The following is a 23113-nucleotide window of genomic DNA, read 5'->3' as shown; positions in this document are numbered from 1 at the left end:
ACGAAATCAACGCCTTGCTCACAACCGAAGATGAGGTCGCGCTTGTCTTTCTCGGCCAGGGCCGGCAGCTTGATGGAGACACCCGGCAGGTTGATGCCTTTGTTCTCGCCCAGATCACCGCTGTTCAGCACTTTACAGATGACTTCACGCTCGGTGATTTCGATCACATCCATGCCGATCAGGCCGTCATCCACCAGGATGCGATTGCCGACGCGCAGGTCGTTGGCGAAACCGGCATAGGTCACGGCCACTTTGTCTTTGTTGCCAATGACGGTCTGGTCGGTGGTGAAGGTGAAGGTCTGGCCAGCGACCAGGGCAACGTCGTTGCCGCCTTCCAGCTTGATGGTACGGATTTCCGGACCCTTGGTGTCGAGCAGTATGGCTGCGTGCTTGCCGGTTTCGGCCATGACAGCGCGCAGGTTGTTGATACGACCACCGTGCTCGGCGTAATCGCCGTGGGAGAAGTTCAGGCGCATGACGTTCATGCCGGCATCCAGCATTTTAGCCAGCATTTCTTTGGATTCGGTCTTGGGACCTATGGTGCAGACGATTTTGGTCTTTTTCATGTCAGTCTTCATGGTTAAGGAGTTTCCGCCGTGCAATATACACCAGTTTTTGGATACTTTTTATGATCCAGAAACAACGTTTTGACCAGATAACGTTTTCTTTTCAGGGATAACGTTTTCCTCCCGGTTACTTTTTAGGGCATAAATTAACTGGTTTTCGCAGATCTGGCATAAATGTTGCCATATGTGTCTCGGCGCCGGTTAGCCTCGTCAGATGTTGTAAAATGACGATCCTTCCCTGTCATCAAGCCGTCATCAGTCTCGACAAGAATAGACCCGGTTACTGAACATGAGAGCCGCAATATGGCGCCCTATCTGCTGATACTCTCCCTCGCCCTGCTCGGGATGCAGGCACTGCCCGCCAGCTGCTGGCCGGATGATCCTGCGCCTCTGGAGGGGGCCGTCAGCGCCCTTGAGCTTGCCGAATTGCACCAGATGCTGGCGGCCAGTGAACCCCTTCTCTCCCGCCCAGCCTGGCAAGAGCTGCGTCAGGCCAGTCTGCTTGGCTGGCATCCACAATCCCGCTGAAAACCGTGTGATGAGCAAGAAAGGGAGGCCGAGCCTCCCTTTCTTGTCTGATTGCTGCTTGTTCAACCGGGTGTCACTCAGTTGATCTTGCCCATCTCGATGGCGAAGCTGGTGGCCAGCTGGGCAAACTTGAGGGCATGGCCGGCCGAGGTATCGGAGTTTTGCAGGGTATCCTGCGCCGTGTGGATCTTGGGGTTGTAGTCGTTGAAGCGTGACTCGAACGGAATGGCGGCGGGATAGCCCTGATTGTGCCAGGAGGCATGATCCGAGCAACCGTAGCCGCAGCTGTCATAGCCATAGCTTATTTGCGGCAGGTAGGCGTCAAGCAACTGGGTGAGATAGCCGGTCAGTCCCTGGTCCGTGTAGTCGGTCATGAAGACGATATCCTCAACCGAGCCCTGATAGTTGGTCATGTCCAGCTGCAGTGCGGCCAGTACCCTGGTGTTGGCCGCCTTGTAGCGGGTCGCTATGTCCTTGGATCCGCGCAAGCCCACCTCTTCTGCCGCATAACCGATAAATTGCAGGGTGCGCTCCGGCTGGCGGCCCTGCTCGGCGATGACCCTCAGTACTTCAGTCAGGGTGGCGATGCCGGAGGCATCATCGTCGGCGCCCGGGGCCAGGGTGCGGCTGTTGGGAGCCGAGCCTGCGGTGGAGTCGAGGTGGCCGCCGAGCACCACGACTTCGTCAGGATAGCGGCTGCCCTTGAGGGTCAGCACCACGGATTGCTGCGGATAGCCGCTGTGTTTGACCCGGCTGACGCTGGCCCAGGGCAGGGCACTGCCGAGGCTCTGCCACTGGCTGGCGACCCAGTCGGCGGATTGCACCCCGGTTGTGGTGGTGTAGTAGCGGTTGCGCCAGCTGGAGAGCTTGCTGATGGTGCCCACTATGTTGCCCTGATCCAGATAGGGCAGCAGCCGGTTGACACTGGCACCCTGAGTCAGCGGCGGCGGGCTGAACAGGTTCTGGCTGAGGGGTTGGGCCATGCTCTGCAGCGCATCTGCCAGCGTGCTGTGAACCACATAGCCGCCACAGCGTTGGTGGCCTTCATGCATCAGGTGGGAGAGGGTACCCAGCTCGCTCGCCTCTATCTGGGCTAGCTGGATGGGGGCGCCGCTGGCGCTGAACAGGGGGGCCAGCTTGGCCTTGACCTGCTTGAGTTCGACGCCGCTATCGGCACCGACCGTGATCCAGACGGGTTCAGCGGCCTGCACGGCGAGGGGCAAGAGGGGAAGCAAGAGGGCGGTCATAAAGGGTTTCATGTCGGATCCTTCCGGGTATTGTCACAGGTGACTAGCATGGGGTGGGTGTCATAAGACGACCCCCCCAGTCTAGCCAAGGGGGCATTCACCGGATCTGCCCATCTGGTATGCGGACTCCCCCGTCCGGTGGGGGCCGCTGCACAATCTGCTGTTTACCACCGGGCTTGTCCCGAGCTGGCCGGAGCTTTGTGCTGACAAGGAGGCAGCAGGGAGTGTGGTTGCAAGGTGGTACCCAATGTGCCCCGGCTGGGGGGCTGACGAAGGGAGCCAAACTGTGCCATGGCGCTGAGGTGCGTTCGGGATTGCCGATATGACTCATCAGCCATCGTCAGCACGATTCAGTCACGGGTGGACTGGGGGATAAACGAAAGGGGCCATGGGCCCCTCTCTTGTCTGGTGGTGACGGGCTTATGCAGGGGTGCCAGTGGTTTCCGCCAGCATACCGAGCGCTATCTCCCGCTCCCCCATGATCACCTTGTCTGCCCCCTGCCGGGTGAGGAAGTGAACCTCGTCATCGCTGTGGGCACGGGCTATGACCCGGATGGCCGGATTGATCAGTCTGGCCTGGGCGATGGCCTCGCCGGCCTCAAAGCTGTTGGGGATGGCCACCAGCAGCCAGCTGGCATCGGCGATGGCGGCGCGACACAGCACCTCATCGTTTGCCACGTTGCCATTGATATGGGGGATCCCGGCCTGGTGCAGGCTCTCCAGCCGGTGCGGATCCTGCTCTATCACCACCAGCGGCCGCTCGGCGGCTTGCAGCCCTTCCACCAGCAGGCGACCGACCCGGCCAAAGCCTACCAGTACAGTGTGCTCCTTCATCTCGACGGCCGGGCACTTGCACTCGGCCAGTGCCTGGGTGTTGTCGGCATCCGGGTGCTTCTCCAGGTAGCGCTCGACGGCGTTGAACACCAGCGGATTGAGCATGATGGAGAGGCTGGCGCCTACCAGGATCAGATCCCGGGCCGCTTCCGGCACCAGCTTGAGCACGATGGCGAGCCCTATCAGGATGAAGGAGAACTCGCCGATCTGGGCCAGGCTGGCGGAGATGGTGAGCGCGGTGCGCTGGCTGTAGCGAAACAGCCGCACTATGGCGTAGGCTGCCACCGACTTGCCGAACATGATGATGAACAGGGTGGCCAGCACCGCCAGCGGATCCGTCAGCAGCACAGCCGGGTTGAACAGCATGCCCACCGAGACGAAGAAGAGCACGGCGAAGGCATCCTGCAGCGGCAAGGTGTTGTTGGCGGCGCGATGGCTCAGCTCGGAGCTGTTCATGACGATGCCGGCGAAGAAGGCGCCGAGGGCAAAGGAGACGCCGAACAGCTTGACCGCACCGAAGGCGATGCCGAGGGAGCCGGTCAGTACCGCCAGGGTGAACAGCTCGCGGGAGCCAGTGCTGGCGGTGTGGGCCAGCAGCCAGGGAATGAAGCGACTGCCCACCACCATCATCAGCGCCACGAACAGGGCAACCTTGCCGAGGGTCCAGCCCAGATCCAGCGCTATGCTCTGCCAGCTCATGCTCTGATCGCCGTGCTGGATATTGGCGAGTATGGGCAGCATCACCAGCGCCAGCACCATCACCAGATCCTCGACGATGAGCCAGCCGATGGCGATGCGCCCCTGCAGGGTCTCCAGGTTCTGGCGGCTCTCCAGCGCCCGCAGCAGTACCACTGTACTGGCGGTGGAGAGGGCGAGGCCGAACATCAGGCCGGCGGTGAGATCCCATCCCAGCAGGGAGGAGAGCCCCATGCCAAGCAAGGTGGCGACCGCTATCTGGACTATGGCCCCGGGATGGCGATCTTCTTCACCGACATCAGGTCGCTGAAGGAGAAGTGCAGGCCGACCCCGAACATCAGCAATATGACCCCCAGCTCCGCCAGCTCCGCCAGCTCGGGCACCAGCGCCATGTCGGCCACATAACCCGGTGTGAAGGGGCCCGAGATCACCCCGGCCGCCAGATATCCCACCATGGGGGAGATCTTGAGACGATGGGCAAGCATGCCGAGTACGTAGGCGAGCACGAAGCCGCCCACCAGAGTCGTGATAAGGGGAAGGGAGTGGTCCATGTCGTCACCTCGCTAATGGCAGTCAGGGGGCTACCAGATCACCGCTGGGGATGAAGAGGGCAGCTGTCAATGAGCAGGGGGCGAAAGAGACAGATGTTGGCCGCAGCGAACACTGGATATTGGTGACAACAGTTGTCTTTTCTGTTGAAAAATAATACAAATTTTGCTTAAAAGTAATATTTATCCACATTTTGACGCTTGTTTGCGATTAAAAGTGCATAAGTGCCGACATGTAGGGGGAGAAGAGACAGCTTTATCCATTTCGTTGGCAGGAATAATTCATCGTTGATGATTTTCCCTGTATAGGTGGGTGCCAGGACGCCACAAGCACCAAGGCGACCCTGAGGTCGCCTTGGTGAAGATACGCTGGCACTCATTCGCCCTTGGCAATGCCTTCTCGCCTCGGATCGGCGGCGCCGAACCAGCCGCCGGCATTGCGCTCGACCCCTTGCAGACCCGATGTCTGCTCGCTCAGTACCACTTCGTGGCCTCTCGCTTTCAATCCCTCGACCACGCTCTCCGGTGTGCGCCCAAGCTCCAGCTCGGTGGGGCCGTTGCGGCTGCCGAAGTTGGGCAGATTGATGGCCTGCTGCAGGTTCAGCCCCCAATCCTGGGTGCCGAGCAGCGTCTTGCCCACGTAGTTGATGATGGCGGAGCCCCCCGGCGAGCCCAGCGTGATGGTCAGCTCGCCGCTTGGCTTGTCAAACACCAGCAGGGGGGACATGGAGGAGCGTGGCCGTTTGCCAGGCTCGACCCGGTTCGCCACCGGCAGACCGGCGGCATCCACAGAGGTGAAGGAAAAATCGGTGAGCTGGTTGTTGAGCAGGTAGCCGTTGACCATCAGCCGCGAACCGAAACCATCCTCGATGGAACTGGTCATGGAGACCGCCATGCCCGCCTTGTCGACGATGGAGACATGGCTGGTGGAGGGGAGCTCGGGGGTCGCATCCTTGCCGCGAGCCAGTGCCAGCGGCGGCATACCGGGCTGGGCGATCCCCATGGAGCGCTCGCCGACAAGCTTGCTCCGCTCGGCCAGATAGCCCTTGTCCAGCAGCCCCTTGACCGGCACGCTGACAAAATCGCTGTCTGCCACATACTGGTTGCGATCGGCGAAGGCGAGCCGCGCCGCCTCGCTGTAGAGATGGATGGCATCGCTTGACGCGGCAAGCTGACCTTCTGGCGTCGTCACAGGTTTGAGGGCCGCCATGTCGCGGCTCTCCAGCATGCCGAATATCTGTCCCAGGGCTATGGTGCCGGAGGAGGGGGTCGGGAAGCCGCAGATCTGGCTCTGGCGGTAGTCAAAGCAGAGGCCGTCGCGCAGTTTGGCGCGATAGCTGGCCAGATCGGCCGCCGCCAGCACACCGGGATTGGTGGGATGCTGGCGCACCTTGGCTACCATGGCCTGGGCCAGCGGCCCCTGATAGAAGGCATCCGCCCCCTGTGTGGCCAGGGTGCGCAACACCTTGGCCAGTGCCGGGTTGGTGAGCGTGCTGCCGGCAGGCCTTGGTGTGCCGTCGGGCAGATAGAAGTAGGCGCGGGCATCCGGGTCTTTGGCGAGATAGGGGTCTTTTGCCAGCAGGGTGGCGAGGCGCGGGCTGATGACAAACCCCTGCTCCGCGAGGGTGATGGCGGGCTCGAACAGCGCAGCCCAGGGCAGCTTGCCATAGCGCTGATGGGCCAGCGCCAGCGCCCGCACTGTGCCAGGCGCGCCGACCGAGCGACCGCCCACCACGCCGTCATAGAAGGCCATGGGCTTGCCATCCTTCATGAACAGCTGATCCGTGGCGGCGGCAGGGGCCGTCTCGCGACCATCTACAGCCGCAACCTTGCTGCCATCCCATACCAGCAGCAGGGAGCCGCCACCGATACCGGAGGATTGCGGCTCCACCAGGGTCAGTACCAGTTGCACGGCGATGGCGGCATCCACGGCGCTGCCGCCCGCCCGGATGATCTGGTAGCCCGCATCCACTGCCAGCGGATTGGCCGCAGCCACCATGAAGCCATGGCCCTGCCAGCCCTGTTTATCTGTCCAGCCGCTGGCGGCTTCCGGGGCGATCAGGGTCTGGGGGGGCGGGGCATAGTGAAAGCCCTTGTCACTGGCGCAACCGGCCAGGAGGGCGAAGGCAACGGCCAGCCCTGCGGGTTTGAGCAACATGACACTCTCCTTGTCTGTTTTATGAGCGCGAAGGACGACTATGTCACGATTGGAACTGGTTGCTCAAGTTGTTGAACCAGATCAATACCTTACTCATTTATCAATAAAGGTCATGCGCCGCAGACACAAAAAAACCGCCACTCGGGCGGTTTGTGCAATGCAAGCAGGCGTTGATCAGATGGACTGCTCTTCGCCACCCAGGGCGGCAAACAGTGCCGGGATGAACTGGGCCAGCTCGGCGGTCACCAGGGCGAAGTCCGCATCCAGACGGGCGGCGGGATCTTCGCTGGTCACGTCGTCGTTCTGCTCGCGCAGCTCTTCGCTGAACTTGAGACGCTTGATGGAGAGGTCGTCCCCCAGCACGAAGCTCAGGGTCTCGCCCCAGTTCAGAGCCAGCTTGGTCACCAGCTTGTCGTTGGCCAGGTGGTTCTTTATCTCGTCGGTCATCAGATCCTGCTGCTTGCAGCGGATGATGCCGCCGTGCTCCATGGCACTGCGCAGCTCGGCTTCATCTTCCAGTGCGAAGGTGGCGGGCAGGTTACCCTCGCTCAGCCACTCTGTCATGGTGATTTCGGGCGGGTTCTTGAGGGCCACCGGCACCACCGGCAGGGTGCCTATGCTTTTGCGCAGCAGTGCCAGCAGATCGTCCGCCTTCTTGGCGGAGCCTGCATCCACCACCATCAGATTGTCGGCCGGGTTGATCCAGGCGAAGGTCTGGCTGGTGCGGCTGAAGGCGCGGGGCAGCAGGGTGTGTAGTATCTCCTCCTTCAGCGCTTCCTTCTCTTTCTTCTTGAGGGCGCGGCCCTGCTCGAATTCGATCGCTTCTACCTTCTCCGCCAGCATCTCCTTGATGACGGTACCCGGCAGCATCTTCTCTTCCTTGCGGGCACAGATGAGGATGTGGCCTGAGGCGGAGTGGGTCAGGGTCGAACCGAATTTGCCAAGGGGCTTGACCCAACCGAACCGGGACATGTCCTGACTGCCGCAAGGGGTGAAGGCACAGGCCTCGAGCTGGGTTTCCAGCTGATCCACTGTCAGGTCAAAGGGGCGGGTAAAGCGATAAATCTGCAGGTTTTTAAACCACATGGCGTCCTCGGTCTCATAGATTGTCCGGCGGGCATTGTACTAGAGAGGCGCTTTGTGATCAGCCAATCATTCTCGTAAAAAAAGGACGATCGAGTTCACAGGGAGTCATGTTCGTCCCCAACCCTGTCATCAAAGTCCCCTAGACTGCGGGTGTTCAGATTGTTAACAAGGATGCAAATATGTTGAGGCCGAGTCGGTCCGAGGACATGGAAGAGATCGTCGAAATCTGGTTGCTGGCCTCCCTGCAGGCCCACGATTTCGTCGATGCCTCCTGCTGGTGGCAGGCCCAGGAGGATCTGCGCACCCGCTATCTCGACCACGCCCGCATCTGGGTGTTCGAGGAGCGCGGCGAGCTGCTCGGCTTCATGGCGCTGGTGGAGGATTACCTGGCTGCCCTGTTCGTGCGCCCAGACCGGCAGGGGCGCGGCGTCGGCCATGCCCTGCTGCAGGAGGCCAAGGCGCAGGGGGCCAGATTGCATGCGCGGGTGTTCGTGGAAAATGCGCAGGCGGTGCGTTTCTACCGCCGCCACGGTTTCGTGATCCAGGGGGAGGAGTCGGATCCCCTCACCGGTCATCCCCAGTACAAGATGTGTTGCGAGCCCGCCTGAATCTGACGCCACCGACCTGTTTTGCTTGAAAAGAGAGGTTGGCATCCTCATCTTGTCTCCATCGGGTGCCGTTGGCACCTCTCCTGGATCCGAGTCGATTTCTCATGAAAATCCTGCATACCGCCGACTGGCACCTTGGTCATCAACTCCATGGCCATGAACGCCGCTTCGAACACGACAGCTTCCTCGACTGGTTGACCGATACCATCAAGCAGCGGCAGATCGATGCTCTGCTGGTGGCGGGCGATCTGTTTGATACCGCCAATCCCCCCGCCAGCGCCTGGCAGCAGATCTACCGTTTTCTGGCCAGGCTGCGGGCCGAGATGCCCCACCTCAACATGGTGCTGATCGGCGGCAACCACGACTCTCCCTCCAAGCTGGATGCCCCTCACGAACTGCTGCGGGCCTTTGATCTGCATCTGGTGGGCAGCATCAGCCGTGACAGTGAGGGCAAGCTTGAGACCGACCGCCTGCTGGTGCCGCTGCAAGACAGGGAGGGCAAGATAGCCGCCTGGTGCGCCGCCGTTCCCTTCCTGCGCAGCAGCGACCTGAGGGTTGAACAGCTTGAAGAGGGTCAGGATCGGCTGATTGAAGGGGTACGGCGGGTCTATGAAGAGGTATTGACGCAAGGTCGTGCACGCTGCGAACCCGATCAGGCACTGATCGCCATGGGCCACGCCTATCTGGCGGCAGGCCAGCTCTCCGAGCTCTCAGAGCGGCGGGTACTCGGCGGCAACCAGCATGCCCTGCCTGCCAATATTTTTGCCAGCGCCGACTACACGGCGCTCGGTCACCTCCATCTGGCCCAGAGCCCGGCCGAGGGTGTTCACTACAGCGGCTCGCCACTGCCGCTCTCGCTGGCCGAGGCCAACTACAACCATCAGGTGCTGGAAGTGACGTTTGAGGGGGGCAAATTGATGGGGCTGGAGCGGATCCCTGTGCCCCGCGCGGTGGAGATGATCCGCCTGCCCGAGAGCGAACTGGAAGGGGCGCTCAAGGCCATAGAGGCCTTGTCCCTGCCGGCGCTGCCCAGCGAGGCACAGCCCTTCCTCGAAGTACGACTGCTGCTGCCCAGACCCGAGGCCCGCATCCGCGAGCGCATCTTGGCGGCGCTAGCGGGCAAGCCGGTACGCCTGGCCCGTATCAGTACCCGCTATCTGGGCTCTGGCCAGGGGCTGGCCGATGGCCAGAACCAGCGCAGGCTGGATGAGCTTTCCCCCACTGAGGTGTTTCGCCTCTGCTATCAGCGCCAGTTTGACGGTGAACCCGAGGCCGAACTGGTCGCCTCGTTTGAAGAGATATTGCAACAGGTGAAGGAGTCCGGCGCATGAAGATCCTGTCCCTCAGCGGTGAGAACCTGGCCAGCCTGACCGGGGCCTTCACCATCGACTTTACCAAGGGGGCGCTCGGCGCCGCAGGGCTGTTTGCCATCACGGGCAACACGGGTGCCGGCAAGAGCACCTTGCTCGATGCCATCTGTCTGGCGCTGTACGACGAGATGCCGCGCTTTATCGCCAACCGCAAGCACGTGGCCGAGGTGGGCCGAGCGGATGACGAGGAGAAGCTCAAGGCCAACGACGTGCGGGGCATCCTCAGTCGCGGCCACGCCAGCGGCTGTGCCGAGGTACGGTTTCGCGGCTGCGATGGCCGCATCTGGCTGGCCCGCTGGGCGGTGCGCCGGGCGCGCAACCGTTCCGAGGGGCGTTTTCAGGCCCAGGAGCGCAGCCTGACCGACGTGGCGTCGGGTCAGGTCTTCTCCGGCAGCAAGCGGGAGCTGCAGGATCGCATCGATGAACTGGTGGGGCTCTCCTGGGAGCAGTTTCGCCGCGCCGTGATCCTGCCCCAGGGGGAGTTCGCCGCGTTTCTCAAATCGAGCGCCGACGAGCGCTCCGCCCTGCTCGAACGGATGACGGGCACCGAGCTCTATTCCGCCATCTCCATCCAGACCCATGAACGGGCGCGGGAGGAGCAGCAAAAATTGGCCGCCATCGGGCAACGCCTCGGCGACGTTGCGCTGATGGACGAGGCCACTCGCGAGCAGTGGGTAGCCCAGCAGCTGGGCCTTTCCACCGGCCTCAAGCACGAGCAGCAGCAGCGCCAGCTGTTGCAGGACTTGCGGGACCTCAACAGCCGCATCGCCGCCCAGTTGCTGGCTTGCGAGGAGGGGCAGACGGCACTGGCCGCCGCCGAGGCGGCTCACGCCCAGGCGGCTCCCGAGCGGGAGGAGTTTGGCCGCGCCGAGCAGGCCCAGGTGGCCCGCGCCGATCACGATGAACTTGCTCGTCTCACCCTGGAAGTGCAGCAGCAGGAGCAGCTCATTGGCCAGCTGGGTCCCGAGCTCGAACAGGTCGAGCAGACCCAGCAGCAGGCCGCGCTGCGAGAGCAGCAACTGCTGGCCGACAAGATAGCCGCCGAGCGCGAATGGGGGGCGCTGCAACCCGAACTCAAGCGGGCGCAGGAGCTCGATACCCGCATCAGGGAGAAGAGCAGCCAGTTGCAGGAAGTTCAGCAGCAGGGGGCGCAGGCCCGCGCGCTGCAAGTCGCCCTGCAACAGGAGTGGCAACAGCAGGCGAGCCGGGTGCAGGCGCTCGAGGTGCGGCGTCAGCAATGGGCGCTCTGGCTCGAGGAGCGCAAGGCGCTGGCACCCCTGGCACGCCAGTGGCAACCCCTGCTGGCAGCCATGCAGGATTGGGCCGAGGGACGGGATCAGCTGCAACATCTGCTGCAAAGCCGTGAGCACAAGAGCCATGCCCTGCGGGATCTCAACAGCCGGCTGGAGCAGGGACAGCAGGAGCGGGACTACTGGCAGCAGGAGCGCGCCCGGCTGCAACAGCAGCACGACCAGTTGCAGGCGCAGGAGTGGGATGGTCAGGTCGCCAAGGCGCAGGAGCAGCGTCAGACCCAGACCGAGCAGTTGGCACGGGTGCGCCAATTGCTGGAGCTGGCGGAGGCAGGCCGTAATCACAGCGAGCAACAGGAGCGCTTGTTGCAAGAGATGGCACTGCTGGAGCAGCACCTCACCCGATTGGCCATCCAGCACGAGGAGCTGGTGCCTGCGCTGGAGCGACTCGGGCTTCAGCGTGACGAGGCGCGTCATGCGCTGGATCAGGCCCGTGCCGTCGCCAGCTTCGAGCAGTATCGTCACGTGCTCAGCGACGGCACTCCCTGCCCGCTGTGTGGCGCAGAGGAGCATCCCTATCGCCAGAGCCAGCCGCAGGTGGCCGGCATACTGGCGCAACTGGCCGAGCGAGTCCGTCAGCTGGAGCTGGAGTGGGAGCGACTCAATCATCAACATATTCAGGGAGAGAGCGAGCGTGTCGATCTGACTCGTCAGCTGGTTGCCCGCCAGCAACACCAACCCGAGCTGGAGGCGAGAGCCGAACAGCTGACCCAGCGCTGGTTGCAGTGGGGTGGTGAGACCTTGTTGGGCCACGGGCTGCCCTTGCGGCAAAGCCCCGCAGAGTGGGCGGATCTGCTGGCGCATCTCTTGGCACAGGGGGAGGCGCTGGAGCTGGGTCTGGTGGCCGGACAGCGACAGCTGCAACAGGCCCAGCAAGGCCAGCAGATGCTGATGGGGCTGCGCAATCAGCTGACTCAGCTCACAACCCGTCATCAGCAGTTTGAACAGCAGTGGCAGGAGGCCGAGCGGAAGAAGATAGAGTGGGAGGCCGAGCTCAAAGCGCTGGCCGAGCAGGAAGTCACACTGCGCCAGCGCCTGGTTCAGGGTGAAACCCGGCTCGATGAACAGATGGGGGCCGAACCCTGGCGTCAATGGCTCGGCAGCCGGCAGTGGCTCGAATGGCAGCAGACCTGCGAGGCCTATCTGCACGGACAGCGCGAGTGGGAGCAGCTGGGCAGCGAACTTGCCAGCCTGACCCCGGCGCTCAGTGCGCAGGAGGCAAGGGTTCAGAGCCAGAATGAACAGCTGTACAAGCTGGAGCGCGACTACAAGGAGGCCGAGCAACAGCGCCAGGGACTGCTGGCCAGCCGCGAGGCGTGTCTTGGGGGACGTGCCATCGCCGAGGTCGAGGGCGAATGGCAGCAGCGACTTTCACGGGGAGCCAATCAACTCGAAGAGGCGGTGGGCGCACTGCGGGCCGCAAGGGAGCGACAGACAGAGCTCAAGACACGGTTGACCCATCTTGAGCAGGACAAACAGGTGAGCAGTCGCCGCCGCCGCGAGGTACTGGGGCGCTGGGCTGCCCATGCCACCAGGCTCGGGATTGCCGAATATGATCTGCGCCGATTGCTGGCCATCCATCCGGAGGAGCTCAAGGCCCGCCGCACAGCCCTGCAGGGGCTGGATGATGCCCTGGCCGAGGCGCGTACCAGGCTGGCCGAACGCCAACGGGCGCTGGCGCTGGAGGAGGTGAAACGGGAGCGTTATCGCGAGCATCACGGCGAACTGACGGCGCTCTCCACCGAGGCCCTTGCCGAGCGCCTTGGCGCTTGCGAGGCCCATTGCCGCGAGCTGGAGGAGCAGCTGTTCCAGTGCAAGAGTACGCTGGCCCAGGCCGAGGCGGCGGCCCTCAAGGCTGGCTCCTTGCAAGAGGCGCTGAGTTGCCAGCAGGCGGTGACGGATCACTGGCAGCAGTTGTCCGAGCTTATCGGTTCCGCCAGCGGCGCCAAGCTGCGCACCTTCGCCCAGAGCCTCACCCTGGAGCGTCTGCTGCTAGAGGCCAATGCCCAGCTCGGCGAGTTGTCGCCGCGCTACCGGTTGGAGCGGGTACCCGGCACGGATCTGGCGCTGCAGGTGGTGGATCTGGACATGGGGGACGAGGTGCGCTCTGTGGACTCCCTCTCCGGCGGCGAGAGCTTCCTGGTGTCGCTGGCGCTGGCGCTGGCCCTCTCCAGCCTATCGTCGCGCCAGACCCAGGTCGAGTCGCTGTTTATCGACGAGGGCTTCGGCACCCTGGATCCGGACAGCCTGGATCTCGCGCTCTCCAGCCTGGACTCGCTGCAGGCGGCCGGCCGCCAGATAGGCGTCATCTCCCATGTGCAGACCCTGGTGGAGCGGATCGGTGTGCAAATTCGGGTCGAGGCCCTCGGTGGTGGTGAGAGTCGGGTGGTGTTGCCCTGAATCCTGATTTACTTCATTGAGGGTCGGCAGCCCCGCCAGATGGTGGGGCTTTTTTGTTTCAGAGTTTTCGCAATATGGTCGCTTGAGCTAGGTCCATACCCGCATATTGCGGGAAAGACATAACCAGGGGTCGTGACCCCGGTCTTGAATCCATGCACCCGCAAGAGGGAATGGTCAATGACGGTTGTACCTGAAAGGATCCTGCGTCGCATCGCGATGCGAAAACGAAGTGACGCGCTTTATTTCATCTGGTTCTGTTGGGGCCTGGCGTTGCTGCTCTATGTGCTGGGATCTGCATATTACAAGTTACCCATAGTGCCGCTGTTAGTGATGGCGCTGATGTTGATGGTGGAGAAAGTCAGAATGTTTGGACGAAAGCGCAATGAGTCGGTGTCTGTGGTATCCGATGTGGCAATGACAGTGATTGCACAGGGAGCCAGATTCGCAGGTGAGCTGCAGGTAGAAGGTAATCTGGACGTACACGGACAATTCATAGGGACGCTGCTGGTTAGCGGGGGGACTGTTCGTATCATGGAGGGTGGCAAGGTTGAGGGAGAGGTGACCGCTGCCCATGTCACCATCAATGGCACTTTGGAGGGCACCTGCACATCGACAGAGGTCGAGATCCTCGAAAATGGCAAGATGAAGGGAATTTTCAAAGGTGGCAACCTGTCCATTCGAAAGGGAGGCCAGTTCATTGGGCAATCCCAATCTCAGGAAGAGAGCAAAGCTGTCTCTGGTGAGAACAAGGGGAACGTGAAAAAGCTGCAACCTGAAAGCAAATCCAAGGCCATAAACGTACCAGAGATGGTGGCAAAAGAGGCGTGAACAAAGGGGGCCAGTATGCCCCCACTGTTTAGCTGCGGCGCTCGGGCCACATATTGGTCAAGGTGTTGTCCTTGAGCACATGATGGTGATAGATGGCTGCCGCCGCATGCAGGGCGATCAGGGCATAGCCTATGTTGGCCAGTGTTTCGTGCAGATCCTTGATCGTCCCCTTCAGACCATCATCCGGTGCAAGCAGGGCGGGCAGCTCACATCCGAAGAAGGGGATGGGCTTGCCGCCTGCGCTGAGGAGCAACCAACCCAGCAGCGGAGCAAGGATGAGAAAGCCGTACAGTGCCAGATGGGCGAGGTGACCCAGTGTTCGCATCAGGGGTGACAGGGTGGGCACTATGCGGGGTAACGGGCTGCTAAAGCGCACCAGCAGCCGTACAACGACCTGCGCCAGGATCAACAAGCCCACCATGAAGTGCCACTCCTTCATCAGGTCACGGCCGGCCGAGCCCTTGGGGAAAATATCCCTGAACTCCATCAATGCGTAGACGGCCATCATCAATAGCAGGGTCAACCAGTGCAGCCCGATACTCAGGCTGCCATAACGCTGTTCGGTATTTTTCAACATGCTCGTGTCCTTCTCGGGGCGCTCATTGCATTACTTTTTATCTCGTTGGGTGGGCTTGGGATGGCCGGACCTTGGTGTATCCCTTTCCATGTTACGAGACTTGTCAGGGCAAACATTGATCCAGATAACTTTTTAACACTGAATGCTTATCCCGCTGGCTGTGGATGTACCTTTCATCACGGAGCTATGCTTCTGATAACCCTGCCCGCTATGGCAGTGATGACGAGGGTTTGATCCATGAAACATGTCGGCTTGGGTAAGGGTCTCCTGTTCATGTTGTGCGCCCTGGTGGCAGGGGGGATGGGGAGCAGCAATGGCCGCCTCTCTGCGGCCGAGTCTGAACATCCAACGCGCTTTTCTGCCTATCTGGGCCTGTTGCCGGGGCTCATCGATTCCGATGGTAGCGGCCCCTTTGTCAATCTGGTCAAGGCTATCGCCGATCTGGACGACGGGGTCGAGGTGAGCGTGATGGTCTATCCCATGTCGCGGGCAACCCGCAGCGTGGTGGTGGGGGAAGCGGACTTCAATCTGCCCGCGTTGCGCAATCCCTATATCGATGAATCCATGCTCCCCTATCGTTTCAGTTCTGTGACCTTTGGCAAAGTGACCCATGTGCTTTACAGCAACAGCACAGCTCCGATTACGCCTGCCATGGTACTCGGTTATGAGTACACCAAGCGGGATCTGCTCATCGAGGGGGTGAGCGACTTCTGGCCCTTCTCGGTCAAGCGTTCCCTCTCAATCGAGCAGTCCCTTGGCAAACTGAGCAGGGGCCGTATCGACGCCTTTCTCTGGGCGCAGGAGGAGGCCGATTTTGCATTGAGGAAGATGGGGCTGACCAATATCCACCGCGTCTATTTCGGCGAGTTCGACGATGTGTTTATTATCCCGAAAGGAGAGAAGGGGGATAGGGTGGACCGTTTCCTGACACAGTCCATCGGCAAGCTCAAGGCCTCCGGTCAGCTGGACAAGATCTACTCTGCCATCCATGGCCCCTATCAGGAGTGGCAACCGGGAGAGAACACTGCGACCAAGGTGGTCCGAGAGGCTCAATAAGCGGATTTACCCAGCCTGCGGACTCACTTACTGTTGAGCGAAATATTGGTAAGGGAAATACCTTGAACATATCCGAGTCAGCGATATTGAGCGAACTGCAGCAGATACTGTTTCGATCCTTTGATGTGATCCCGATACCGATCCTCATTTCAGAGGCGGTCTGTGGTGATACTCTTGGCACAATACCAACAACCCTGTCGAACATTCCCATCCGGCATCACAGGTTCGTGAATCAGGCCTTCTCTGCGCAGCTGGGTTACACCCTGGCCGAGTTGCCGGATATGACAGCCTGGTTTGCGACTGTCTATCACGATGAGCAGACCAGAACTCAAGCCATCCAGGACTGGAATCAGGTTGTCATGACCTGTCTGGCCAACGGCTCTGCCGTGGCGGAGATGTCTACCCGGATTTACTGTAAGAATGGCCAGCATCGCTGGTTTACCATCACAGCCCAATTGACGGCCGATGCCATGCCCGGCTGGCACATAGTGACGTTTCGCGACATTCACGATCTGCACTGCATGATAGAGGAGGTCAGTCGCCTCTCCTGTACCGACCCACTGACAGAACTCAGCAACCGGCGCGGAGCCGAGCAGCAACTGCAGGCGCACTGGCTGCAGGGGCGACCCTTGTCAGTGATCCTGTGCGATGTTGATCACTTCAAGCAGGTCAACGATCGATATGGTCATCCCGCCGGGGACGCGGCCTTGTGTGGGGTTGCCCGCATCATGGAGGAGCAGTTGCAGGAAAAGGAGTGTCTGGCGCGCTGGGGAGGGGAGGAGTTCCTGCTGATCCTGCCGGGAGCTGATGCCGCGCGAGTAGTCTCTCGGGCCGAGCAACTGCGACAGCTGTTGTCTGCCAGTCAGATAAATTGGCACCATCACCATTTCTCACTGACGATGAGTTTTGGCTGCGCCACGCTGACGACGGGACAAAGCCTCGACAACCTGTTGCTGGTGGCGGACAGGGCGCTGTATCAGGCGAAGGCGCAGGGGCGAAACCGGGTATTGTTTGGCAAGGAGTAGTCGGTATTCACTGCCATTTTTTCATAAAAAAACCGAAGCACATGGCTTCGGTTTTTCGTTGCAGCAACTGGCTTGAACCAGCCGTGCATTATTTTTTGATGCGGATCACCGGGGTCTCGCCCACAGTCACGGCACCCGTCATCTTGATCAGCTCTTTGATCTCATCCATGTTGGAGATGACAACCGGCGTCAGGGTAGACTTGGCTTTCGCTTCCAGAATGGCCAGATCGAACTCGATGATGGTGTCGCCGCGCTTGACCTTTTGACCTTCCTGAGCGATGCGGGTGAAGCCTTCGCCTTTCAGTTCAACGGTATCGATACCGAAGTGAACGAACAGCTCGATACCAGAGTCGGATTCCAGCGAGAACGCGTGGTTGGTCTCGAAGATCTTGCCGATGGTACCATCGCACGGTGCAACCATCTTGTTGCCAGCCGGCTTGATGGCGATACCGTCGCCGACGATCTTCTCGGCGAAGACAACGTCAGGCACATCTTCGATCGGTACGATTTCACCTGACAGCGGGGCAAAAATTTCGATGCCGCCTGTATCAGAGCTATCGTCGGAAACCAGTTTCTTCAGTTTATCAAACAGACCCATAGTAAAAGCTCCTAGAGATGATTGTCGCTGTTTGCAGCCGATCTTAGCAGACTGCCTTCTGCTTAATAAAGTTATCTACACAGGCTTCGATTTCGGCGGCGGTTGCATAGCTCAGAGCCTGGTCAGCCATTGCCTTCACATCTTCGAAGTTGGTGTTGCGGATAAGCTTCTTGATACGCGGTACAGAGATGGAGCTCATGGAGAACTCATCCAGACCCATACCCAGCAGCAGCAGTGTGGCGCGTTCGTCACCAGCCAGCTCACCACACATACCGGTCCACTTGCCATTGTCATGGGAAGCGTCGATAACCATCTTGATCAGGGTCAGGACGGAGGGTGACAGCGGGTTGTACATGGCGGAGATCATCTCGTTACCACGGTCGACTGCCAGAGTGTACTGGGTCAGGTCGTTGGTACCGATACTGAAGAAATCCACTTCTTTAGCCAGATGATGAGCCATCACGGCAGCAGCTGGAGTCTCGATCATGATACCCACTTCGATGGATTCATCAAAGGCTTTGCCTTCGGTGCGCAGTTCGGCTTTCAGCTTCTCTACGGTGGCCTTGAGGCTGCGGAACTCTTCGACGGAGATGATCATCGGGAACATGATGCGCAGTTTGCCGAAGGCTGACGCACGCAGTATGGCTCGCAGCTGGGCGTGCATGATGTCTTCGCGATCGAAGAAAATACGCACGGCACGCCAGCCCAGGAAGGGGTTCATCTCTTTCGGGAAATTCATGTAAGGCAGTTCTTTGTCGCCGCCAATGTCCATGGTACGGACGATGATCGGCTGATCCGGCATGGCCTCTGCCACTTCTTTGTAGGCCTTGAACTGCTCGTCTTCGGTCGGCAGCGCATCGCGATCCATGAACAGGAACTCGGTACGGTACAGACCCACGCCTTCGGCGCCATTGCGGATGGCACCTTCGGTATCCTTGACGGTACCTATGTTGGCGCAGACTTCGACCTGGTGACCATCCAGGGTGATGGCAGGCAGATCTTTCAGCTTGGCCAGCTCATCTTTTTCAGCCTGGAACTGGGCCTGGAATTGCTTGGCTTCGTTCAGCTGTTCAGCGGTCGGGTTGATGATGATCTGGTTGTTGATCGCATCCAGTATCAGCATCTCGCCATTGTTGACGCGCTCGGTGATGTCGTTGGTGCCCACTATGGCCGGCAGCTCAAGGGAGCGCGCCATGATGGAGGTGTGAGAGGTACGGCCACCGATATCGGTAACGAAACCCAACACATATTTCAGGTTGATCTGGGCAGTTTCGGACGGAGTCAGGTCTTTGGCGACCAGGATGACCTCTTCGTCTATGGTGCTCAGATTGACAACGGCGATGCCCAGCACGTTCTTCACCAGACGGGTTCCGATGTCACGGAAGTCGGTGGCGCGCTCGCGCAGGTAGGGATCGTCCAGATCGGCCATCATCTTGGCGTATTGCTCGATGACCTCGTAGACGGCCTTATCAGCGGTGGCCTTGTTGTCTTTGATGAAGGATCTGATATCCCCTTCCAGCTCCTCATCTTCGAGCAGCATGATGTGGCCTTCGAAGATGGCCTCTTTTTCCTCACCGAAGGTGCGACCAGCCATGGCTTTGATGGCTTCCAGCTGTGCAGCTGACTTGGTGCGGGCTTCGAGGAAGCGGTTGATCTCGGCGTCAATCTGGTCAGCAGAAATCTTGCCCTGATTGATAACGATTTCATCTTCTTTAAGAAGAAGCGCCTTACCGAATGCGATACCGGGGGATGCAAGAATGCCAGATATCATAATCCTTCCTATTAAAACGACTGTGGGGGAGGAATAAAGCTGGATTACTCCAGCTCGTCCATCAGGGCAACCAGCTTCTCAACGGCTTTCTGAGCGTCCGGGCCGTCGGCCTGGATGGTCACGTTGGTGCCTTTGGTCAGGCCCAGGGTCTGCAGCTTGAACAGGCTCTTGGCGCTGGCGGATTTGCCACCGGAGACCACAGTGATCTCGCTTTGGAATTCTTTGGCTTCTTTCACGAACTGAGCTGCCGGACGGGTGTGCAGGCCGTTTTCAGCAGTGATAACAACAGACTTCTCGTACATGGTTTCACCCCATATTATTGATATTTTTTGGAGAGATGGATGCTTTTGACGCTTCCTTGTCTCACCGTGTCAGTATGGATATGTTGTAAAGTAACGAAATCAGACCTGCAATGGTTTAATCCAGGTCAATTTTCTGTGCAGTATTCGGTGTTTGCCGCTACTCTTTTCCGTTATCGCGCTACAAGCCGCAGAAATACTGGCTTGAAATTATTTTATAACGAAAAATAACACTTTGTTACTTTGTGATACCTAGTCGGCAAACACCTCGTGACGCCGCACAGGATATGAAATTTATCACAGGATGTCTGCTTTTTTTGTCACTCGTTTGTTTGTTATTTTACCCCAAAAAATAAGGGGCCGAGTGGCGCTGCCAAGTGCTCAGTCTAGCTCATAAAGAAACGGCGCTCCTGGGAGCGCCGTTGTTTTGAAATTATCCGATCACTTACTGTTGCAACTCCTGCTCGCTGAACACGCCGGCAAACAGCGCGCTGGAGAGATAACGCTCGGCAGCGCTCGGCAGTATGACGACGATTGTCTTGTCGGCAAACTCGGGCAGCTCGGCCAGACGGGCGGCGGCCACGACGGCGGCTCCAGAGCTGATACCGGCCAGAATGCCTTCCTCTTCCATCAGACGGCGCGCCATCTCGATGGCATCATCGCTGCTCACCTGTTCGACGCGGTCCAGCAGGGTCAGGTCCAGGTTGCCCGGGATGAAGCCGGCACCAATGCCTTGGATCTTGTGGGGACCCGGTTTGATTTCGAGACCGGCCAGACGCTGGCTGATCACCGGTGATTCGCTTGGCTCGACGGCCACCGAGATCACGGCCTTGCCTTTGGTCTGCTTCAGGTAGCGGGAGACGCCGGTAATGGTGCCACCTGTACCTACACCTGCCACGAATACATCCACCTGACCGTCGGTGGCATCCCAGATCTCGGGGCCAGTGGTCTTCTCGTGAATTTCCGGGTTGGCGGGGTTTTCAAACTGTTGCAGCAAAACGTATCTGCCCGGCTCGGATTCGAGGATCTCGTTGGCCTTGGCGATAGCGCCTTTCATGCCAAGAGGGCCTTCGGTCAGCACCAGATTGGCACCGAGCGCCTTGAGCAGCTTGCGGCGCTCCAGGCTCATGGTGGCCGGCATGGTCAGGGTGATGGGATAGCCACGGGCGGCGGCCACAAATGCCAGAGCAATACCTGTGTTACCACTGGTGGGCTCGATGATCTCCTTGCCCTGGGTCAGTACGCCGCGCTTCTCGGCATCCCAGATCAGGTTGGCACCGATACGGCACTTGACGCTGAAGCTCGGGTTGCGGCTTTCAATCTTGGCCAGTACGCGGCCCTTGGTAACACGGTTGAGTCGAACCAGCGGGGTGTGACCTATGGTCTGGCTGTTGTCCTCAAAAATTTTGCTCATGGTGCTATCCCTGTTTGTTACGGCGATGAAACAAGATTACCCTGTGGTTTCTGAATGAGAAGTGACGATTTGTTATAACAATATGTTATTACAAGATATAGAGCTTATTCTTTCTTACTGAGGCCTCGATCTCAAAAAGGTCTCTTATCGTCAAAGGAATGGACGTTATGGGATTTGCAGGAAGCGATCGCTATCTCGCCTCAGAGGCGCTGAAGATGGCGGTCAATGCGGCCATAGTGCTGGAAAAACCGTTACTTATCAAAGGTGAACCTGGCACTGGCAAAACAGAGCTGGCCGAGGCCGTGGCCAGTTCGCTCGGCACTCACCTCATTGCCTGGCACATTAAATCCACCACCAAAGCCCAGCAGGGGCTCTACGAATATGATGCAGTGGCCCGGCTGCGTGATTCCCAGCTGGGGGATCCGCGAGTGGGGGATATCAGTCATTACATTCGCCAGGGCAAGCTGTGGCAGGCGTTTACCGCTGATGAGCGGCCCGTGCTGCTTATCGACGAGATAGACAAGGCGGACATCGAATTCCCCAACGACCTGCTGCTGGAGCTGGATCGGATGGAGTTTGACGTCTACGAGACCGGCGAGCGAGTCAAGGCCCGCCGGCGCCCCGTTGTCATCATTACCTCCAACAACGAAAAAGAGCTGCCGGATGCCTTCTTGCGTCGCTGCTTTTTTCACTACATTCGCTTTCCCGACAAGGCCGAGATGCAGGCCATCGTCAACCTGCACTATCCGAACCTGAAAGCGGCGTTGCTGGATGAGGCCATGACGCTCTTCTTCGAACTGCGGGAAGTGGAAGGGCTGCGCAAGAAGCCCTCTACCTCCGAGCTGCTGGACTGGATCCGGTTGCTGCTGGCCGATGATATCTCTCCCGAGGCGATGCGCACCCGCGAACCGGGCAAGCTGGTCCCGGCGCTATACGGCGCCCTGCTGAAGACGGAGCAGGACTTGCACCTGTTCGAGAAGCTGGCCTTCCTGGCCCGTCGCGGCAACTGACACCATGCTGATCGACTTTTTCAGCCAGCTGCGTCGCCACAAGATCCCCTGCAGTTTGCGCGAATTGCTGGACTTGCACGCCGCGCTGGCAGCCCGGCTGGTCAGTGTCGACATGGACGACTTCTATCAGCTCTCCCGCTGCCTGCTGGTCAAGGACGAGGCTCATTTTGATCGCTTCGATCGCGCCTTTGCCGAGTATTACGACGGTCTGCAGGCCAGCCACTTGCTGCCCGACGCCTTACCTGATGAGTGGCTACGCAAGGAGTTCGAACGCTTGTTAAGTGCCGAAGAAAAAGCGCTGCTGCACTCTCTGGGTGGGCTCGACAAGCTGCTTGAAACCCTCAACCAGCGATTGGCGGAACAAAAAGAGCGCCATGCCGGCGGCAACAAGTGGGTGGGGACCGGCGGCAGCAGTCCGTTCGGTCACGGCGGATTTCACCCGGAAGGGATCCGCATGGGGGGAGAGGGCCAGCATGGCAAGGCGGTCAAGGTGTGGGAAGCCCGCCACTATCGCAACTTCAGCGACGACTCACCCCTGCGCAAGCTCAGACGCTGGGTGCGCAAGGGCAATCCTGACGAGCTGGATCTCGACGACACCATCAAGAGCACAGCTCGTCAGGGCTGGCTGGATGTGAAGCTGAGGCCCGAGCGCCACAACGGCGTCAAACTGCTGGTCTTCTTCGATGTGGGTGGCTCCATGGATGCCCACGTGGCCGAGGTGCAGCGGCTCTTCTCGGCGCTACGCCACGAGTTCAAGCATCTGGAGTATTTCTACTTTCACAACTGTCTCTACGACTTCGTCTGGCAAGACAACGCCCGTCGCTTCGAGGAGCGGTTCGACACCCTGAGATTGTTGCGCACCTACGGCAGCGACTACAGGGTGATTTTTGTGGGGGACGCCAAGATGGGCCCCTACGAGATCAGCTGGCCCGGTGGTGCCGTTGAGTACTGGAACGAGGAGGCGGGTCAGGTATGGCTCGCTCGCCTGCAGCAACACTTTCCCAGGCTGGTGTGGATCAATCCCATCCCCAGGCGCGAGTGGTTTTGGCATCCCTCCATCAAGTTGATGAATGACGTGGTTGGCGGGCGTATGCATCCGCTGACGCTGGCTGGTCTCGCCGCGGCGATCGATCAGTTGTAATGACCTCTCTACCCAAATAAACCAACAAGCCGGGATTGCACCC

Annotated in this window: 20 protein-coding genes; 9 read left to right on the top strand and 11 right to left on the bottom strand. The window is 59.8% G+C overall.

The window, feature by feature from the left end:
* Positions 1 to 566, bottom strand: a 566-nt coding sequence (locus AXW79_RS00990) for a pyruvate kinase (RefSeq protein ID WP_231109931.1), incomplete at its 3' end; no start/stop codon positions are given.
* Between the two features lie 303 nt (positions 567 to 869).
* Here AXW79_RS00990 and AXW79_RS00985 point away from each other — a divergent pair.
* The gene (locus AXW79_RS00985) at positions 870 to 1094 is read left to right on the top strand and encodes a hypothetical protein (protein ID WP_005312324.1); all 225 of its coding nucleotides are present in this window, start codon (positions 870 to 872) and stop codon (positions 1092 to 1094) included.
* Positions 1095 to 1171: 77 nt separating this feature from the next.
* Here the strand turns inward: AXW79_RS00985 and AXW79_RS00980 are convergent, their stop codons facing one another.
* The 5 genes from AXW79_RS00980 to rdgC form a co-directional block, all read right to left on the bottom strand.
* A complete protein-coding gene (locus tag AXW79_RS00980) occupies positions 1172 to 2353 on the bottom strand; it encodes a M28 family metallopeptidase (RefSeq protein WP_005312327.1) in 1182 nt (393 codons plus the stop codon).
* Positions 2354 to 2761: 408 nt separating this feature from the next.
* Positions 2762 to 4105 carry a cation:proton antiporter domain-containing protein gene (locus AXW79_RS00975; protein ID WP_005312329.1) on the bottom strand — a complete coding sequence of 448 codons (1344 nt, stop codon included), beginning with the start codon at positions 4103 to 4105 and terminating at the stop codon, positions 2762 to 2764.
* 29 nt (positions 4106 to 4134) lie between these two features.
* Complete coding sequence (locus AXW79_RS24090) at positions 4135 to 4422, bottom strand: cation:proton antiporter domain-containing protein (protein WP_005312332.1); 288 nt, start codon at positions 4420 to 4422, stop codon at positions 4135 to 4137.
* A 373-nt stretch (positions 4423 to 4795) separates the two neighbouring features.
* The gene (gene ggt, locus AXW79_RS00965) at positions 4796 to 6577 is read right to left on the bottom strand and encodes a gamma-glutamyltransferase (protein ID WP_011898976.1); all 1782 of its coding nucleotides are present in this window, start codon (positions 6575 to 6577) and stop codon (positions 4796 to 4798) included.
* Positions 6578 to 6751: 174 nt separating this feature from the next.
* Complete coding sequence (rdgC, locus tag AXW79_RS00960) at positions 6752 to 7663, bottom strand: recombination-associated protein RdgC (protein WP_005312334.1); 912 nt, start codon at positions 7661 to 7663, stop codon at positions 6752 to 6754.
* Between the two features lie 179 nt (positions 7664 to 7842).
* Here rdgC and AXW79_RS00955 point away from each other — a divergent pair, with 179 nt between their 5' ends.
* The 4 genes from AXW79_RS00955 to AXW79_RS00940 all read left to right on the top strand — a co-directional run bounded on the left by AXW79_RS00955 (position 7843) and on the right by AXW79_RS00940 (position 14179).
* Positions 7843 to 8271, top strand: coding sequence for a GNAT family N-acetyltransferase (locus AXW79_RS00955; RefSeq protein WP_005312341.1), 429 nt, complete (start codon positions 7843 to 7845; stop codon positions 8269 to 8271).
* 104 nt (positions 8272 to 8375) lie between these two features.
* Positions 8376 to 9602 (top strand): exonuclease SbcCD subunit D C-terminal domain-containing protein, encoded by a 1227-nt coding sequence (locus AXW79_RS00950; RefSeq protein ID WP_005312344.1) that lies wholly within the window; start codon positions 8376 to 8378, stop codon positions 9600 to 9602.
* Positions 9599 to 13351 (top strand): AAA family ATPase, encoded by a 3753-nt coding sequence (locus AXW79_RS00945; RefSeq protein ID WP_005312346.1) that lies wholly within the window; start codon positions 9599 to 9601, stop codon positions 13349 to 13351. The genes AXW79_RS00950 and AXW79_RS00945 overlap by 4 nt, the downstream gene beginning before the upstream one ends.
* Positions 13352 to 13528: 177 nt before the next feature.
* On the top strand, positions 13529 to 14179 hold the full coding sequence (locus tag AXW79_RS00940) for a bactofilin family protein (RefSeq protein WP_005312349.1): 651 nt from the start codon (positions 13529 to 13531) through the stop codon (positions 14177 to 14179).
* 28 nt (positions 14180 to 14207) lie between these two features.
* On the opposite strand, the gene AXW79_RS00935 is transcribed toward AXW79_RS00940, so the two are convergent.
* Positions 14208 to 14756, bottom strand: a complete 549-nt coding sequence (locus tag AXW79_RS00935) for a cytochrome b (RefSeq protein WP_005312353.1) — start codon at positions 14754 to 14756, stop codon at positions 14208 to 14210.
* 237 nt (positions 14757 to 14993) lie between these two features.
* Between AXW79_RS00935 and AXW79_RS00930 the strand changes: the two genes are divergently transcribed.
* Positions 14994 to 15812, top strand: a complete 819-nt coding sequence (locus AXW79_RS00930) for a type 2 periplasmic-binding domain-containing protein (RefSeq protein WP_005312357.1) — start codon at positions 14994 to 14996, stop codon at positions 15810 to 15812.
* Between the two features lie 62 nt (positions 15813 to 15874).
* Complete coding sequence (locus AXW79_RS00925; RefSeq protein ID WP_005312360.1) at positions 15875 to 16837, top strand: sensor domain-containing diguanylate cyclase; 963 nt, start codon at positions 15875 to 15877, stop codon at positions 16835 to 16837.
* Between the two features lie 88 nt (positions 16838 to 16925).
* On the opposite strand, the gene crr is transcribed toward AXW79_RS00925, so the two are convergent.
* The 4 genes from crr to cysK all read right to left on the bottom strand — a co-directional run bounded on the left by crr (position 16926) and on the right by cysK (position 20919).
* Positions 16926 to 17435: a PTS glucose transporter subunit IIA gene (crr, locus tag AXW79_RS00920; protein ID WP_005312365.1), complete on the bottom strand. Its 510-nt coding sequence runs from the start codon at positions 17433 to 17435 to the stop codon at positions 16926 to 16928.
* A 43-nt stretch (positions 17436 to 17478) separates the two neighbouring features.
* On the bottom strand, positions 17479 to 19206 hold the full coding sequence (ptsI, locus tag AXW79_RS00915) for a phosphoenolpyruvate-protein phosphotransferase PtsI (RefSeq protein WP_005312368.1): 1728 nt from the start codon (positions 19204 to 19206) through the stop codon (positions 17479 to 17481).
* Positions 19207 to 19250: 44 nt separating this feature from the next.
* Positions 19251 to 19508 carry an HPr family phosphocarrier protein gene (locus AXW79_RS00910; protein ID WP_005303128.1) on the bottom strand — a complete coding sequence of 86 codons (258 nt, stop codon included), beginning with the start codon at positions 19506 to 19508 and terminating at the stop codon, positions 19251 to 19253.
* Between the two features lie 442 nt (positions 19509 to 19950).
* Positions 19951 to 20919, bottom strand: coding sequence for a cysteine synthase A (cysK, locus tag AXW79_RS00905; RefSeq protein ID WP_005312371.1), 969 nt, complete (start codon positions 20917 to 20919; stop codon positions 19951 to 19953).
* A gap of 167 nt (positions 20920 to 21086) precedes the next feature.
* Here cysK and AXW79_RS00900 point away from each other — a divergent pair, with 167 nt between their 5' ends.
* Both AXW79_RS00900 and AXW79_RS00895 read left to right on the top strand, forming a co-directional pair.
* Positions 21087 to 21929 (top strand): AAA family ATPase, encoded by an 843-nt coding sequence (locus tag AXW79_RS00900; protein ID WP_005312374.1) that lies wholly within the window; start codon positions 21087 to 21089, stop codon positions 21927 to 21929.
* Between the two features lie 4 nt (positions 21930 to 21933).
* Positions 21934 to 23070 carry a vWA domain-containing protein gene (locus AXW79_RS00895; protein WP_005312377.1) on the top strand — a complete coding sequence of 379 codons (1137 nt, stop codon included), beginning with the start codon at positions 21934 to 21936 and terminating at the stop codon, positions 23068 to 23070.
* Positions 23071 to 23113 lie beyond the last annotated feature (43 nt).

Source organism: Aeromonas salmonicida subsp. salmonicida (assembly GCF_001643305.1).
Lineage (GTDB): Bacteria > Pseudomonadota > Gammaproteobacteria > Enterobacterales > Aeromonadaceae > Aeromonas > Aeromonas salmonicida.
Note: the sequence above shows the minus strand (reverse complement) of the source record. Positions and strands in the feature narration are given on the sequence as shown.